Source organism: Vibrio sp. Of7-15 (genome assembly GCF_022347565.1).
Lineage (GTDB): Bacteria > Pseudomonadota > Gammaproteobacteria > Enterobacterales > Vibrionaceae > NORP241.
The window spans coordinates 57,752-73,751 of sequence record NZ_JAKRGH010000008.1 but is presented as its reverse complement, the minus strand read 5'-3'; the positions used below and the strand labels follow the sequence as shown (position 1 = coordinate 73,751).

Annotated in this window: 10 protein-coding genes; all 10 read right to left on the bottom strand. The window is 45.0% G+C overall.

The window, feature by feature from the left end; translation table 11 throughout:
- Positions 1–100 precede the first annotated feature (100 nt).
- The 10 genes from MHO82_RS10945 to MHO82_RS10900 all read right to left on the bottom strand — a co-directional run bounded on the left by MHO82_RS10945 (position 101) and on the right by MHO82_RS10900 (position 15,989).
- Entirely contained in the window at positions 101–487 is a 387-nt protein-coding gene (locus tag MHO82_RS10945) for a hypothetical protein (RefSeq protein WP_239183984.1), read from the bottom strand.
- A 455-nt stretch (positions 488–942) separates the two neighbouring features.
- Positions 943–1,713, bottom strand: a complete 771-nt coding sequence (locus tag MHO82_RS10940; RefSeq protein ID WP_239183983.1) for a 4'-phosphopantetheinyl transferase superfamily protein — start codon at positions 1,711–1,713, stop codon at positions 943–945.
- The gene (locus MHO82_RS10935; RefSeq protein WP_239183982.1) at positions 1,685–2,482 is read right to left on the bottom strand and encodes a thioesterase domain-containing protein; all 798 of its coding nucleotides are present in this window, start codon (positions 2,480–2,482) and stop codon (positions 1,685–1,687) included. Before MHO82_RS10935 ends, MHO82_RS10940 begins: the two co-directional genes overlap by 29 nt.
- A 104-nt stretch (positions 2,483–2,586) precedes the next feature.
- Positions 2,587–3,798 carry a hypothetical protein gene (locus MHO82_RS10930; protein ID WP_239183981.1) on the bottom strand — a complete coding sequence of 404 codons (1,212 nt, stop codon included), beginning with the start codon at positions 3,796–3,798 and terminating at the stop codon, positions 2,587–2,589.
- Positions 3,798–4,553, bottom strand: a complete 756-nt coding sequence (locus MHO82_RS10925; protein WP_239183980.1) for an outer membrane lipoprotein-sorting protein — start codon at positions 4,551–4,553, stop codon at positions 3,798–3,800. The genes MHO82_RS10930 and MHO82_RS10925 overlap by 1 nt, the downstream gene beginning before the upstream one ends.
- Positions 4,554–4,563: 10 nt before the next feature.
- Positions 4,564–6,924, bottom strand: a complete 2,361-nt coding sequence (locus tag MHO82_RS10920) for an MMPL family transporter (protein WP_239183979.1) — start codon at positions 6,922–6,924, stop codon at positions 4,564–4,566.
- A gap of 226 nt (positions 6,925–7,150) precedes the next feature.
- A complete protein-coding gene (locus MHO82_RS10915; protein WP_239183978.1) occupies positions 7,151–11,404 on the bottom strand; it encodes a thioester reductase domain-containing protein in 4,254 nt (1,417 codons plus the stop codon).
- Entirely contained in the window at positions 11,388–13,136 is a 1,749-nt protein-coding gene (locus MHO82_RS10910; protein ID WP_239183977.1) for an acyltransferase domain-containing protein, read from the bottom strand. The genes MHO82_RS10915 and MHO82_RS10910 overlap by 17 nt, the downstream gene beginning before the upstream one ends.
- Positions 13,129–14,442: a polyketide synthase gene (locus tag MHO82_RS10905; protein ID WP_239183976.1), complete on the bottom strand. Its 1,314-nt coding sequence runs from the start codon at positions 14,440–14,442 to the stop codon at positions 13,129–13,131. Before MHO82_RS10905 ends, MHO82_RS10910 begins: the two co-directional genes overlap by 8 nt.
- Positions 14,439–15,989 (bottom strand): aminotransferase class V-fold PLP-dependent enzyme, encoded by a 1,551-nt coding sequence (locus tag MHO82_RS10900; protein ID WP_239183975.1) that lies wholly within the window; start codon positions 15,987–15,989, stop codon positions 14,439–14,441. Before MHO82_RS10900 ends, MHO82_RS10905 begins: the two co-directional genes overlap by 4 nt.
- Positions 15,990–16,000 lie beyond the last annotated feature (11 nt).

Sequence of the window (16,000 nt, the reverse complement as noted above, 5' to 3'; positions counted from 1 at the left end):
TTAAAGTAATTCGGCTTAAAAAGTAATCTATTATATTGATGGCTTTTTTATTTATAATTTCTGACAACCCTCAATGATTGCCGCTACAAATAAACCTTATTTAGCCCACTACCACTCGAAACAGTGTGATCAATACATAACTTAGGGAAGCAAAAAAGCATGTTAGTGCAACATAATAAGGTGCCAACATCAGTGCTGATAAGCCATGGGTAACAACATTACTCGTGCCGTTCTGCTTTTTATAGTACACATAGCGACAAATTAATTTGAACACACAAAAAGCACATATCATTATTATCCCAAGAGCAACATACCAATGAGTAATTTGATCAGGTAAGTAGGAAATGACCGCTTCAGGGTTTACGCTATGCCAGTAATATAACGTATAACCAACCAGTAACATATTGAAAGTATTCAAATTCCAAATACCTAAAGAGTGTGCTGTCTTTTCTTCATGTTCACTTTTTACTTCATCCCAATCTCTCATTTTTTCTTTATAAACAGCAGTTTTTCGGCCAGTATCATAGTTTTTAATAAATCCTATTTTTACAAGTACGCTTCTCTTCTGATCCGCAAAAATACACACGATCACGAAAGCTAAAATGAGAGGCCAAAATGAAATAAGGTATTCAAATGAAATCTCATATAAGGGGTTATTAAAACCAAAAATAAAATCAAGAAGGAGTAAGATGAATGGGGTAAAAAAGCCTAATTTCAAACAAGTAAAAGAGCCCATATTTATAACACGCCGAGGAATTTAATTTACAATAAAAGTCAATAAAATGATCCTAACATAAATATTTCGTTTGAAAAATTTAAACGGCAGTCTATATAAATAAGTTATGACTCTGATCGGATATTCGGTCTTTTACCCCATTTTTTGTTTACTATAGATAAGTTGAATTCGCGGACATTTAGGAGAGGGTTAATATGATGTGTGGATTAGCTTGTACAAATCATCGTGGTTATTGACGTCTCATCCAACAGTAAATGTCCTTTAAACACCTGCCCTACTTCGAGCTCGTCACTCAACAAAGTCGAGCAAAGCTCAATGGTAAATGTTTTCTTTGCCGTACAAATTTCAGTTACCTTTGCCTCACTAAAGTTGATGTACATCTCCACTTTTGGATAAATGGCTTTAAATAGGCTCTCTTTCGCCGAAAAAACAATGGTGAAGAATTGCGCAAAGCCCATGCTCAGCTGATAATACAGATGCAATTCATCGCTTGTGAGTATCTGAGGCGCTATTTTTGTTGCCACGTTGATGGGAATAATCTCTTCGTAATCAATACCAACCAAGGTCGCAGCATGACTTGGAGAAACAGCTGCGATCGCGCGTTTGCTCGTATGAGAGATGGATCCTACGTACCCTTCCGGCCAAATGGGATTTCTTTGCATTCCGACTGCAACGGAGACATCTCTTGCATTCAAAGACTCTAACGCCACCATGGCCGTGATTCTTCCCGCCAGAAACTCGGCTCGGCGCTTTGTCACCGCTTTGCTAATGTGGGTAGGCTCTTGGAACGTCAGCTTGTCATAAATATCACTCGAGAACATCTCTGTGTTGTATTCACACATGTAGACGGAGAGCCCAGAGTGATACTCAGAAAACTCATGTTTTTGAAAAGATTCAATAAAGCCTGAAAATGGTTTCTCTTTTTGTAAGATGAGATGACTCATCAATTTACGGGAAGAAACAATCGGAAGTAACACCAGCATTCTCCTTCGTTGAGCAACTCGGTAGATGTTTCAACCTTGTCAATAGCTCCTCAATAACTTTCATTACGTTGTCTTTATGGTGAATGAAGAAGTGGTCTCCCGTGAACACCTTGATGTCTATCTCTTGCGTAAAGCACGACTGCCATTCTTGCATGTCCTTACCATTCATTTTGTCTTCTGAGCCATAGATCACCGTCGACTTACACGGCAGCTGCCCGGAAAACTCGGTGGTGAACTGTTCCACCACCGAAAAATCAGCCCGAATGTAAGGCAAGCAAAAATCAAGCAGACCGGGAGTATTAAACACTTGCTCTGGCGTGCCATTTAGCTTTTTAAGCTCTTCAACAAACGCTTGCTGCAGTAAACCGCTAATAGGCTTCATTCGGTTTTGACGATGAGGTGACAGCGCAGCCGAAAATAGGCAGTGTTCTGGCTGAGGCAATTTCGCTTCATGTAACATGACTGACGTTTCAAAAGCGGCTAACGCCCCCATGCTATGGCCAAACAGGGCGTATGGCTTATCTGTTAGAGCAACCAATTCGCTCTTTATCCCTTGAATGTAGTCCTTCATATTTTTGATATTGGGTTCGGCCATTCTTTCTGCTCGGCCCGGCAATTGAACAGCATGAAGTTCTACCCACTCAGGTAACCACTGAAGCCAAGAATGAAAAACCGATGCGCTTCCTCCCGCATAAGGAAAACAGATCAATCTTACTTTAGCCTGTGGGTTAGGCTTATAACACGTCAGCCATTTATTATTCACATATACCTCTTATTAATATCCATCATCGAGTAGCGCTTAATTTACAGCGCTCTGGTCTAATTTAATTTACATTGGTAACTTTGTTCACAAATTCAAGGTGAAGACTAGAAATAGACATTGAGACGGGCCGACACCATGGTGTTTTCCTTAAACATCCCATAGTTACTTTGCTCATCGCCATAAAAGCCATTGTAACCTAACGAATATTCCAAGGTGTCAGATGGTTTGTAGCTGAGTTTAATTTCTAGCAGACTAGAATCGTCGTTGAAGTTATAAACGCCACCAATGTCCCCCGCCCAGAGGCCTTGTCCCCATTCATAATGGTAATTCTGACTGAGCTGAGGAGTCACTTTTCCATTGGTCTGTTGGGTCAAAAGAAAATCAATTTCTGTACTGACTTCTTTAAGATAACCAATCCAGCCCCCAAGAAGGCTCCATTGTTCACCCGCCTCCGTTGTTTTACGATCATTCACTACCTCTAGGTTATGATCGTAACGAGCCTGAAATTGCGCCACCCCATCCCAATAATTCACGTTGTATTGTAAAAAGGCGCTGGAGGTTCTGTTTCGATGCAAGTTTATCCCTTGAGCGTTTGCAACAATGGCAGGATCGTCTTGGTAAACATAAGCTCCCCCCATAAATAGATCAAACCCTGGTCGGTTGATTTGATAACCAACCCCTAATTCAATGGGATTATCGAGGTTTTCATTGTCAAGTGCTTCTCTTAGTGCTGGTGGCGAGCGATCCCACATTGAGCCTTGCTGAGCAAGCTGATTAATGCTGGGCTCTGCTGTAACAATGAAGTCAAACACATCATCACCTGAAAATTCTCTCCAGCGTATTGCCGTTGTTGCAAGGTAATTAACGGCAAGCCCCGAAGCCAGAGGATCGGAACTATCTGTTGGGTTGAAATAGTTGCCCTGAGACAAGGCACTCCCCGAGCCCCAAATCATCATTTGCTTGCCAATTGTGATAGTCCTGCTTTGTTGCGTTATTGAACCATAAAGCTCTCGTATTTGGACATCCCACTCTTTTGCGCTCTCTCTGGCCCCCACTGCTGGATCCCAGTCGATAGAGAACGCGCTTTCAATCGCAAAAATCTGACTTTCTGGGCGGTAAAAGGGTTCAAACCACAACCGTTGCCTCAAGCTGCCCCATTCACTGGATCGTGATAAGTACTGCATGGATGACTGGGCGTACCCAGTCATACCGATGCTTGAAGCACTTGTCTCAACAGGCACATCGTCGAAGCTGGCGAAAGGGTCTTCCGCGTTCACGAACGTACTTATTACAGATAAAAATAAAATCTTTTTCACTATAACCTGCTTTGAGAAAATTCAGCTTCATTCAATCCAACATTGACTTGAATATTGTTGAATTGGATCAGGGTTTCGCTGTTACTTACGGCACTCTTAGTCACCATTTTTTGTGCCATCCAATAGTCACCAAACTGTTTGTGCCCGCCATACCAAGTGGTTTTCAGAAGGTTACCCTGTTTGGAATAGCGCTCCATTTTGTGAACCAAGTGAATGTCTTCTCTTACCCAAGTAATGCGCTTTTGATAAGACGAACTGTTCGCGTCGTATGGCACGCTTTCCACCACATAACACTGTACTTCGCCACACGCTTCTTGCCTTAGTAAAGTATGCTTATCATCTTGCACCGAACGGCTTTGAAGATCTTCATTAATAAGATCACTTCTCATGAAGGTTCCTTTATTGGCAGAACCTGAGATTCTTCGCGTTAAATTGGCGTTTGGCAGATATAGCCACATGTCATCGACCACTTTAGGATCATCGTAAGACCAAGTTAGGTAACGCGTGCCCTGAACTTCAGCAGGTAATGTAAACTCCATAAAGGATTTACGCCCCTCATCAGTTCGAATGGATTCACTCTTGAGCACGCGTTTTAACATTTGCTCATCTCGTTTGATCAACATGACCATATCTTGCGTGACATCACGGCTTGATTCTGCGGTATCTAACCAAGTCATCACCTCCTCCCCGCTTGGCGCAGCAACGGCCAAAGGTGCAAACATGGTGAGCAGCAAGGCATTCAATTTTAAGTGCATGTGTTTTCCTTTATTTATTCGCTTGGGCAGTGTGTAACGTTTGTGTTGCTTTCATCGGCTTAAAAATAAGCAGTAAAGCCGGAAGTAGAATCAGATCAGCCAGCAGCGCCCATGAGAAGGCCATGCCAGACATATAACCAAATATCACGCTTTCATTAAGCACCGATAAGGTAAGAACAGAGAACCCGGTGCTGAGTATTGTCGTGGTAAAGACTAAAGGTCGACCCGCTTTGGTGACAGCGTAACGAATAGAGTCTTCGTAATTTCCCTCTTGATTGAACGCCACTTTAAATCGACTCAGAAAATGAATCGTGTCATCAACGGCTACGCCAAGAATTAATGGCGAGAAAATAATTAATGACTGGCTCAGTGGCATATCTAACCACCCCATTAGCCCCACAGACACCAAAATAGGTAAGACGTTAGGTAATAAAGACAGCACACCTAATGACCACGATTTAAGCACCACTATCAAAACAAGTGAAATAGCAATGAATGCCCAAACAAAACTATGAAGCTGGCCCTTAGAAAGGTAATCCGACGTTTCTTTAATGTGAACAATAGGGCCTGTTACTGAAGCCTCAATATGGCTATCGAACGTGTTGGCAACCTGTAACTCTACCTGTTTAATAATGTCGTAGCTTTGTTCCGTGGACACCGCTCGTGTGCGCACCGCAATACGAATTTGTTTCGAATCGAAACTGACAAACTGATCAAGTAGCTCGCCTCCGCCCATTTCATAAAGAAAGAGAAAATCCGACAACGTACCCTGCTCTGTAGGCAGAACCGCTCCGTTTTCCGGGATCAGGACGTGATTCGATTCTTTCACGATGTCGACGATGGAACGCGCGGTCACCACATGTTCGTTCTTTTTCAGTTCAGCGACTAACTGTTCAACTCGGTTTAGCGTATCAATGGTCAAAATTGGCGTATCGTTATTGCTGCTTAAGACGATATCCAGTGTCATCGCCCCGCCCATGTTCTGATCAATGAAATCCGCTTTTTGGCGCAATTCTGTTCTTGTCGACAAGTTTTCTATCGGGCTGGTATCTAAACTCACGAAGAAAATGCCAGCAGACATTGCCAATGAGGAAGCTAAAAAGCCAACAGCCCATGCTTTCGGAGACTTAATCACACTTTCAGCCAGTTTATCTAAGCTCACATCAATCCAGTCTTTTTTATGACGATTCATGGCCGAAATAGGCTTGTTTCCAAATGAAAGCAGTGATGGCACTAAGCAATAGCTAAAGATTAACGCGACGAACACACCAATGGCGCAATACACCCCAAGCTGGCCAATAGGAATGATCTCAGTGCCCTGGAACGATAAAAAGCCAATGGCGGTTGTGAGTGTCGTCAAGAAACAAGGCAAGGCAACCTTCGCACTGCCAGACACCAGCGCTTCATTTTTCGACTTGCCAGACGCAAGTTCATCTTGGTAAGCACAACCGATATGGATACAATCTGCCATACCAATACACATAATAAGACTTGGTACGATGGTGACAAAAAAGGTCAGTTTCCAGCCAATAAAGCTGATCAAACCAAAGACCGCAATATTCGCCAAGGCCATCACTAAAATAGGTACCCAAGTCAATCTTACTGAACGAGTAAAATAGGCAACGATCAACATTTGAAGCACCAAGGCGATTAACCATAATGTGCCGGTTTCGTCATTACTGATCTGTTCCATCTCGGCATCAAATATTGGGTCTCCGACAGCCACAATACCAAGATCTTTATAAGTATCTTTTTCTAGCAAAGCATTCACTGCGGGCGCTATCTGCTTACGTGGGTCCACTTCACCTTCTGGGTAAGCATATAGCTCTACGAGCACCCCTAAATACTGGGCATCGCCTGAAACAAACAAACCTTGATAGAGATCGTCATTGGACAGCTGAGTAATTTTTTCTAACAGCTGCGCTTTGGACTCCTTACCAGACAGGTAGGCGTCGATAACGATTGCCCCCTCACCCACTGAGCGCATTTTCTCAAGGTTATTAATGCCTGTCGCCGCCCGAACATAAGGCACTGAGGTTTCTAAATCGTGGGTTAATTGGTTGAGCTGCGAAATCGTCTTCTCAGGATCTGCCTGAGAGAGAGGCATAGCAAACACTAAGGTGTCTTCATTTCCGAAGGTCGCTTTAAAGCGCTCCATGTCAGAAATAAGTGACGAGTTGACGGGTAAGAAGCTCTCATTACTGTTGTCAAACTCTAAGGTTTCCAAACGGGTAAAGAGACCGACAACAAGTAGCACGGTCGCCAAAATAACCCAATAGCGAAAACGGATAATAAAACGAACCCACTTTTGGAAGTGGAGATTAAGTTTGGATTGATTCAATGGATCATCCAGTTTCCATTGCGAACTCATGGATGTGCGCCCTCGCCTATTTTTCTGATAGTAAAATTGTTGTATTGAGAATCATTGTGTTGTGCTGATAATAAATTTTCTGCGGCGATTATCGCGCCAATCGATAATGATTACCATTCACAATCGGGAGGGGTTTTGTCACTCAAGGTAGGGTTTTGAATTACATTATGAGCAAAAAAACGAGCGATGGTGTATCGCTCGTTGTTGTTCAATGGGTTTTCAATGCCTATTTCATTGACGTTTGAGGGGCAAGAGGCGTCAGTACATCCGTATAAAACGCAAATAACTCAGGGCTAACCGCAGACAAAGATAAGCCTAATGACTCAATGTAGGTCTGAGTGAGTGTGCTATCGGCCACAATGGGTAACTGCGTTGTGACATCATCTTCTTCAACCGTATAGGGCACAAGGTTACTCAGCTCTGGGTATTGTTCCAACCGAGCTAATAAGGCCTTACGCCACTTTGATGCCGACAACGGTTTGAGTGTATTACCTTTAACCAGTGCTTCTTTATAAAGGGTTGACCAAGGCATTGGCTCAGGGTTATTCATGTGCCAAACAGGACGTCGAACCTCATCAACTTTGGCTCGAACCAATACATCGGCAACTTCATCCGTCATAGTCAAATCAGCCAATGCCACAGATTCAGGGTAAGCATCTAACAAATGACACGCCTGCACTGATCGCCAAATGATGTCTTTTTCATTGTTGATACCAGACCGTTTGTCACCCGCCATACTGGCCAGTCGATAAATGGCCACATCCAACCCTTGTGAGTGAGCTTGGAGACACAGCTGCTCGGCAACCCATTTACTTTGATTGTAGCCTCCGATTAAGTGTTGCCAATTCGGCATTACAGACGACTCAGAAATACGGTCAATCTCTGAAGCCGCTGAAATCAAACTCATGGTAGACACAAAGTCGAACGATTTACGTGTTGATGTGGAAGCCAACTCTAGAAGAGTGCGCGTTGCCTCAACGTTGGCCTGCTTTAACAAACCATATGGATAAGCAAAGTTCACCAAAGCACCGCAATGTACAATGTGACTGACGGATTTCGCCAAGCGTTGCCAAGGTTCTTGACCAAGACCTAATTGAGGTTGCGATAAATCCCCAACCACGATAGAAATTCGTTCTTGATAATCATCGCACCATATCTTCAATTCCGTGAGCTTTCTTTTTACCCGCGAAAATCCCTCTTTCTTATCATCAGCTCGAACTAAACACACGACGTGTCTATTGGTGTTTCTTAACATGCTTGCGCATAAATGAGCACCGACAAACCCTGTCACTCCCGTTAATAACCAGTCTCCATCCTCCGCTTTTGGCAATTCCTCTGGTACTAAAGCCGGATCGAGAACCGCTTCTTCTCCAAGATCGTAATGCGTCACAATTTGACTCAGCGGCATTTTATGCCCATCTTTTGTAAGACTCAGCCAATCAGCCAGAACCTGCATCGAGGGAAGTTGATAGAATTCATTCATTGGAATATCAACATCAAACGTATCTCTGAGTTGGCTAACACACTGCGCCACCTGCAAAGAGCTTCCCCCCATTGCAAAGAAGCTTTGATCTAAAGACAGCACTTCGCCTTGGAGTAACTGGTTGAGTAAGTTTAGGAGCTTAAGTTCTACCCCAGAATAAATGACACCCTGATTGCCCTGACCATTTTTTTTCTGAGTCAGCGCTTTCATATCAATTTTATTATTAGGCGTTAGAGGCCAAGCCCGTAAAAACGTGAACGTTGACGGAATAACAGAATTAGGAAGTTGACGCACCAAATGCTGACGAATCACTTCGGCCGCGAGTGGACGAGCATCTTCCGTTAAATAATACGCGTGTAAGGCGTCCACTTGGCCATCCTTGTAGGCGGGAACGACTCTTGCCTCTTTCACAGAAGCAAACTCGGATAACGCGTACTCGATTTCTGACAACTCCACCCGTACACCACGGATCTTAATTTGGGTGTCCAGTCGGCCCAAAATAGAGACAAAACCATTATCATCTTTTTGGCACTGATCGCCACTTCGATAAACTGAAGACAGGCCGCACGAAACGAAACGCTCAGACGTCAGTTCGTCTCTTTGGTGATACCCTTTTGCAACGCCTTTGCCGCCGATATAAAGTTCACCAGACACCCCATTTGGCAAGGCATGTCCACACTGGTCGACAAGTTCAATATCAACATCAGATAACGCCATGCCAATACTGTCGTATTTTCGCGTTTCATGGACGGGGTTGGCCACGCAGAAAATGCTTACTTCTGACGGGCCATATAAATTATATAACTGCCCTCTTTCTGACCATAGTTTTGCCAAAGCGGGGGGACAACGATCTCCCCCGACACCAACCCACGACAGTTTCTCAACGTGGTTTGCATCTACATGAGTCAGCAGCGCAGGTGGAAGAAAAATCATTGTAATCTGGTGTGATTGGATGATTGTCGTGATCTCTTGAGGATTGCGAACCCGATCAATATCGTCAAAGACCAGTGTCCCTCCGCCCGACAACAACATCAACACTTCCAGTACCACGGCATCAAAACTCATGCCTGAGCACTGAAGTAAACGATGAGGCTGATCCATAGTGGATGACAAGAAAGCCATCCGACTTGCTAGCCCTTCATGAGTATTGAGAGACGCTTTAGGTGTACCCGTTGTCCCCGAAGTATAAATCAGGTACGCCACATCATCGCCTTGGGTAGTACTGTATGAGTGCTGCTCTTTATGGTCAGAACGTGCAGCGTTACCATCAACAGGCTGAATGTGGTTGACTTCACAATGCTCATTTAGCCAAACAGGCATGCTTTCATTAAACAAAAGGTGCTTTGAGCCGCTGTCTGCCAACATATCTGTAATACGCTGCTCTGGGTATTGTGCGTCAATGCCTAAATAACAAGCCCCCATTTCCATGACCGCAAGCATATGGAGAATCGATTGATGCTCGTTACGACTAAAACAAGCAATAACCTGACCTTTTTCTACTCCCTGCTCTTCCAGTAAAGTAATAAGGTTGACCACCTTTTTCCATGCTTGCGAATAATTCAGCGTAACGTTCAATACTTTGTCCTCAATGAATGTGGACTCTGGTTGATCTTGAACTAATTCACGTAATCGCTGCGACAAAAGAGGCGGTGTGTTTTCAATAGGGTTATTCACCTGAGGTTCCATCAACGAGTAAGTTGCCAAACCACTAAGTGGCCTTTCACACTCATTCACTAACGATGTCATCACATCGCATATGGAATTCGCCAACACATTCATTAACGCTTCGCTCCAACGCGACGCATCATATCGTACCTGGATCTTAAACGGCTCCCCCGGCCATGCGTAAATCGCCATTGGGTAACCAACGGATTCTTTGGCAAGCACGGGGGTCACACTAAATGGCAAACCCGTATCCGACTCCGCTGTATGTTCTTCGTATTGAAAAACCGTCAACACCTGAAATGGCGTACAGCTCGTTTCCCACTCGGCTGCTTTCATGATGTGACTCAGAGGCAGCTGATTATGACGAAAACTTTCACTCAGCTCTTGATGACGCTGAGTCAGATACTCACCGCATGATTGTGACCAATCAAACCGCCAAGCTTGAGGGATCGTGTTCAGTAGCGGACCGACAATCCTAGATTCATCATACTGGCTCAGCTCCCTCATTAACGTCGTCATGCCTAACACTGTGTTGTCTTCATGGGTCCAGCGAGCCATGACTAAGCTACAAGCACTCTGAAATAAACTGCTTTCGGTAATGGATAACGCCTGACAACCCGCTTGAATCGAATCACGCCACGCCTTGGAGCGCAGCACGTCAACACTGCCTTGACCTTTTCCAGAGTGCCCCACTTGTGGGTCCGGCGCTTTACCAACATCATAGCCGTGCAGCTTGTCTTTCCAAAAGGTGACGGCGTTTTGTTGTTCAAGCAATGACACTCGTTTAATGTGATGCGCAAGGGATGGTGCTGGTGGCAACTCACCCGACTCTTTAGACGATAGCCTAATATAAGCGTCACCAAGTTCTTTGGCTAAAACCCCAAAAGACCAACCATCAATGATCACGTGGTGCACCGTCAATAACATATACCACTTATTATCAGACACCCGCAGCATGTTTACACGAAATAAGGTTTCGTTTTCTAAATCAAAGCCTTTGTTCTTCTCTTTTTCCGCATAGTCATGAATGTTGAAGGTATCGTCATTCAGATCAGAAAAAGACCAAGGGACATCACTGTGAGAAGGCTTAAACACAACTTGATGTGGCTGTTTCAACCCTGAAAAATAGATACGGGTACGTAAAGCAGGGTGAGCACGTGTGACGGCTTCCCAAGCCTGCTTATTAAGCTCAACATCGTAGCTGCCCGTGATTTCAACTGCCAGTTGCTCAATATAGAGCCCATCATTTGACCGCAATGACTGATTGAGAATAGCGGATTGCATCGCAGTCAACGGAAACGCATCCGAAACAACATTATTCCAAGTATCCACAATTTTCTCCTCGCGCTTTCCACTGCTCAATAATGACGGTTTTCTCTTCTTGGGAAAGAGTGCTTAATTCGAATGGCTCAATAGCCTCACTCTGTTGACTCTGATCTTGGGTGTTCGGTCTACCTTCCCCATTCACCTTCTCTTCCATCGCTTTTAAGTGCAGGCACTGATACGCATCGGAAACTGATAGCTGACCACCTTGTAACGACACTTGTCGAACCAAATCTAACAGATCCACCGAACTGCCACCTAAAGCAAAAAAGTGGTCATCATCGGCTAATTCTGACGCGTTAATGCCCAATATGTTCGACCAAATAGCCTTAATACTCACCGTGTCACTTCGTTTAGAAGTAACGTTCTCTTGCACTGCTTCACTTTGGATCGCCTTTAGGCCGGAAAATGGTTTTTTCTCAACCTCCGCCCAATAACGTTGAGGCGCAAGAGCAATGCCCGGTAGCGGAACTCGACGCCCCTCGTCAGCGCACCACTCCCCCCATTCAATGTCAAAACCATGAACCCAAAGTGTTGCGAGTGTAGTCAGCCACTGTCCTTTGCCCGAATGGTGAGGTTTATTGGCAATACTGGTGACCGTATTCGTTACTTCACTCATCAGCGGACTGAGTTGAGGTTTGGCCCCAATTTCCAAATAAAGGGCATTTGGGTATTCACGATCAATATTGATAATCGCCTCCCCAAATTTCACTGTATTACGCAAATGTTCACACCAATACTGTGCGGTGGTGACTTGCTGAAGGTCCACTTCCTTTCCGGTGACATTGCTGTACCAAGTATGGCGAGGAAAATTAGGGCATGACTTTTCAACAACAGCAAAAAACTCTTGTAAAATGGGTTCCATCCCTCGGCTATGGTAAGCCTGCGACGTATTTAACTGAGTATGTCGCACTGAACGGTCGGCCAACACTTTCAGCAACCAAGCCAATTCACCATTTTGTACACTGAGTACCAACTGCGTTTCACTGTTGATTGCAGCCAAATCTACTTTTTGATTCCAATCTTCTCCGAGCACCTCGTGCAGCTGACGCTCGGACAACTGACAAGCGATCATGGATCCTTTTTCAGCACGCGCCATCAAGCGTCCGCGAAGAAAAACCAAATCTAAAGCCGTTTCGTAATTCCATACGCCGGCATAACACGCGGCGACAAACTCACCAAGACTATGGCCTACCAAGGTGTCGGGTGACAACTTGGTGCTTTTTAAGAGTTCTACATAGCTCATCGCGAGAATAAACAACGCAGGCTGTGCCAGTGCGGTATTCTGCAAGGCTTCATCGAAATCGTCACTGGCCTCTGTTAACAAAGGCAGCAACTGAACGCCATATTGTCTTTCAATGTACGCACAACCTTGATCAATCACTGCCCGTGCAACGGGGTAGCTGTGATAAATACCAGCAGCCATGCCTGAGAACTGGCTGCCTTGACCGGTAAAGACGTACACAAGCTGATCGCATTGACGTTGCGAAACTATGGTTCTAGAAACAGTAGCTTGAGAAAAAATAGGTTGTGAAAGAGCGTTCGACACTGCTTGCCTCGGTTCAATCACGCACGCGCAACGGTGAGCAAATTCTTTTCGCGTGTGTCGCAAAGTCCATTCAATATCCCTTAATGCATGGGTTTGAAATGGCTGCGCTTGTTCAAACAAACGTACCGTCTCTAAAGATTGAGGATAACTTGGCGTCGACCACTGTAAAACGTGATGATGTTGACTAAACACAGAACTCCTCCCCTAGCCCTTCGGGATCTGAAGATAAAACAACATGGGCATTGGTGCCACCAAACCCAAATGAACTGACCGCCCCAAAAATGTCGTCTGACGCCGATAAAGGAAGCGCATCTGAATTAACAAAAAATGGACTGGACTCTAGCCCTAAGTGAGGGTTAGGTTTTTCATAATGTAAGGTGGCCGGGAACACACGCTGTTCGATGGTTTTTGCGGCTTTGATTAGAGCGGCAATACCGCTCGCACAATCTAAATGGCCAATATTTGATTTAATAGAGCCAAGGGCACAATGTTTCGAGCCAGATTCGCCATAAACGCCTTTTAGTGCAGACAACTCCATGGGATCGCCTAGCTCAGTCGCCGTGCCATGGGCTTCAACAAAGTGAACCTCTTGAGGATCAATACCCGCCACATTCATAGCTTCTTGAATGACTTCAGTCTGTCCTGCAAGGCTTGGGGCGGTAAACCCCGCCTTGCTCGCCCCGTCGTTATTCACAGCAGAACCTCTTATCACCGCATAAATATAATCATTGTCAGAGTGTGCATCTTCAAGACGCTTTAAGGTTACCGCTCCGACACCATCGCCAAACAAGGTGCCAGACGATTGGTGATCAAACGGGCGGCATCGACCGTCTTTCGAACGTATACCTTGTGGGGAATAGAGATACCCAGTTGGACCATAAGCCGACACCGAAGCACCACCAGCCAAAGCAAGATCACATTCGCCAGCCAATAACGCCTGACAAGCTTGATGCACTGCCACCAACGAAGTGGAACAGGCAGTTTGCACTGTCATTGCGGGTCCTGTCAGGTTCAATTTATAAGCAACACGCGTACAGAGAAAATCCTTATCATTGGCCATCATGATGCTCACGGGATCGCGGTGAGCATACTTAGGGTTACCAAGAATGTTGTTCGCAAAGTAAGTACCAATAGAACAACCACCAAAGACGCCCGTTTTTAAACCCACCGCTTCAGGCTCAGGGTAGCCCGCGTTTTCTAAAGATTGCCAACAAACTTGTAAAAACAAACGCTGCTGTGGGTCCATCATCTCGGCTTCTGCGGGCGTAATGTTGAAAAAGCTGGCATCAAATAAACTCGGGTCTTGCAGGCACGAAGCCCGCAACACATAGTGAGGATCATCAAGCCATGAAGAATCCACTTTTTCCACCAAAGCCTCATGAGGGATGTCCTCTATGGTTTCTTCTTTTAGGAGCAACCGCTGCCAAAGTTCATCGACGCTCTTCGCTTTTGGAAACACTCCCGCCATTCCAACAATGGCAATCGCTTCTTCACTCATGCGATTCCCTCTAGATCCAGACCTTGCTCTCGTACTTCTTTTTCTAGGTTCTCGGCAATCACCAGCTGATCGGCAATGACCGTTTGCAGGTGATTACGGGTTGTCAGTGGATTTAGCATCACCGCTCGGAATAACACAAGAGATTGTTCTGGGTACAAATTAGTCACGCGCTTGGTGCGAGAAACAAACGTATTGCCTAATGCTCTCTGGCGTTTCTGTAACACCACATTAAAGGCATTAACGTATCCATTTTCTTGTTCATTTAAGTGTCGATCACGGTAACCCTCTGGTAAATAACGGTAAACCATCAGGTTCATTGTTGGCTGATGAACCAGTTCAAACTCTTGAGTGTCATTGAGTATCTGCGCCATCGCTTTGGCTCTGGACAAACTTTGTGACAGAAGTTCACCATAACCAGATTTACCGATAAGGTGGAAAGCTGCGTGCAAATACAACGCCATAGCAGGACGAGTGCCCTCTAACGTAAAGCGGCCTTGATCCAAAGAGGAACTGCGGATCGCATAAGGCGCTTCTTTTCGAATTTGGCCTAAGGTTTCCACTTCACGTGTTAACAGAAGACCACAGCCGATTGGCGTCATTAATTGTTTGTGCCCATCAATGGTGACGGAATCTGCAAGATGGATATCTGAGAGGATCTTCCTGCCTTCTTCACATAGCACCATCGCACCTCCCCAAGCACCATCCACATGAAGGTGTGCTCCACAGTCTTTGGCCAGTTCAGACATCTCCGCTATTGGATCCACGCTACCAAAATCAGTGGTCCCTGCGATGGCCACTAAAGAAACTACAGGCTGATTCTTTTCTTTTACTTTGTTCAACGCCTCTTCAAGGTGAGCAAGAGATAAACGATATTCATCATCAAAAGGAAGTCGAATTAAGTCTAACCCTAGCAAATCTGCTGCTTTGTCAAATGAGTAATGCATAAGCTCTGAGCCAATAATGACGCCACGTTGTGTGTTTGTACCATCGGCTTGTTGACGCTTATTTCTGGCCACCCACATGGCGGTAATATTCGCGACCGTGCCACCACTGGTAAAGCAACCGAAGTTCACGTTCGCATCTTGAACACTTTTTAAATACGACTCTTCACTTAAATTGAACACTTCTTTGTGAAGCATGGCCAGTACTTGCCTTTCCAAGAAATTAAGTCCACGACAAGACTCAATTTTCATCATGTTTTGATTAAGAATCATCACCAGCCTTGATAATTGGCTGACAAAGTTCGGCAGAGGCGACGTCATATGCCCGACATAAGTCGGAGATGCCAAGTGCGAACAATGCGGCAAAATATCATTTTGAAACCCTTCTAAATAGGCTCCCATTGACTGTTGCTGGGCTGGAATTGTCGTGTCTGTAAACAAAGATTTCAGCTCGCTGACCTTCATCGGGTCGCGGCTGTCCGTTGAGCTTAAGAACTGCTGACACATTTCATCAATCCAGCTATCAAATTGACCGAACCCTTGAGTAAATAAACCTTCAACGTCTAAATTGTTTTCGACCGCAAGTGGGTTTGAGTAGGTATTCATTTGTTATTCCT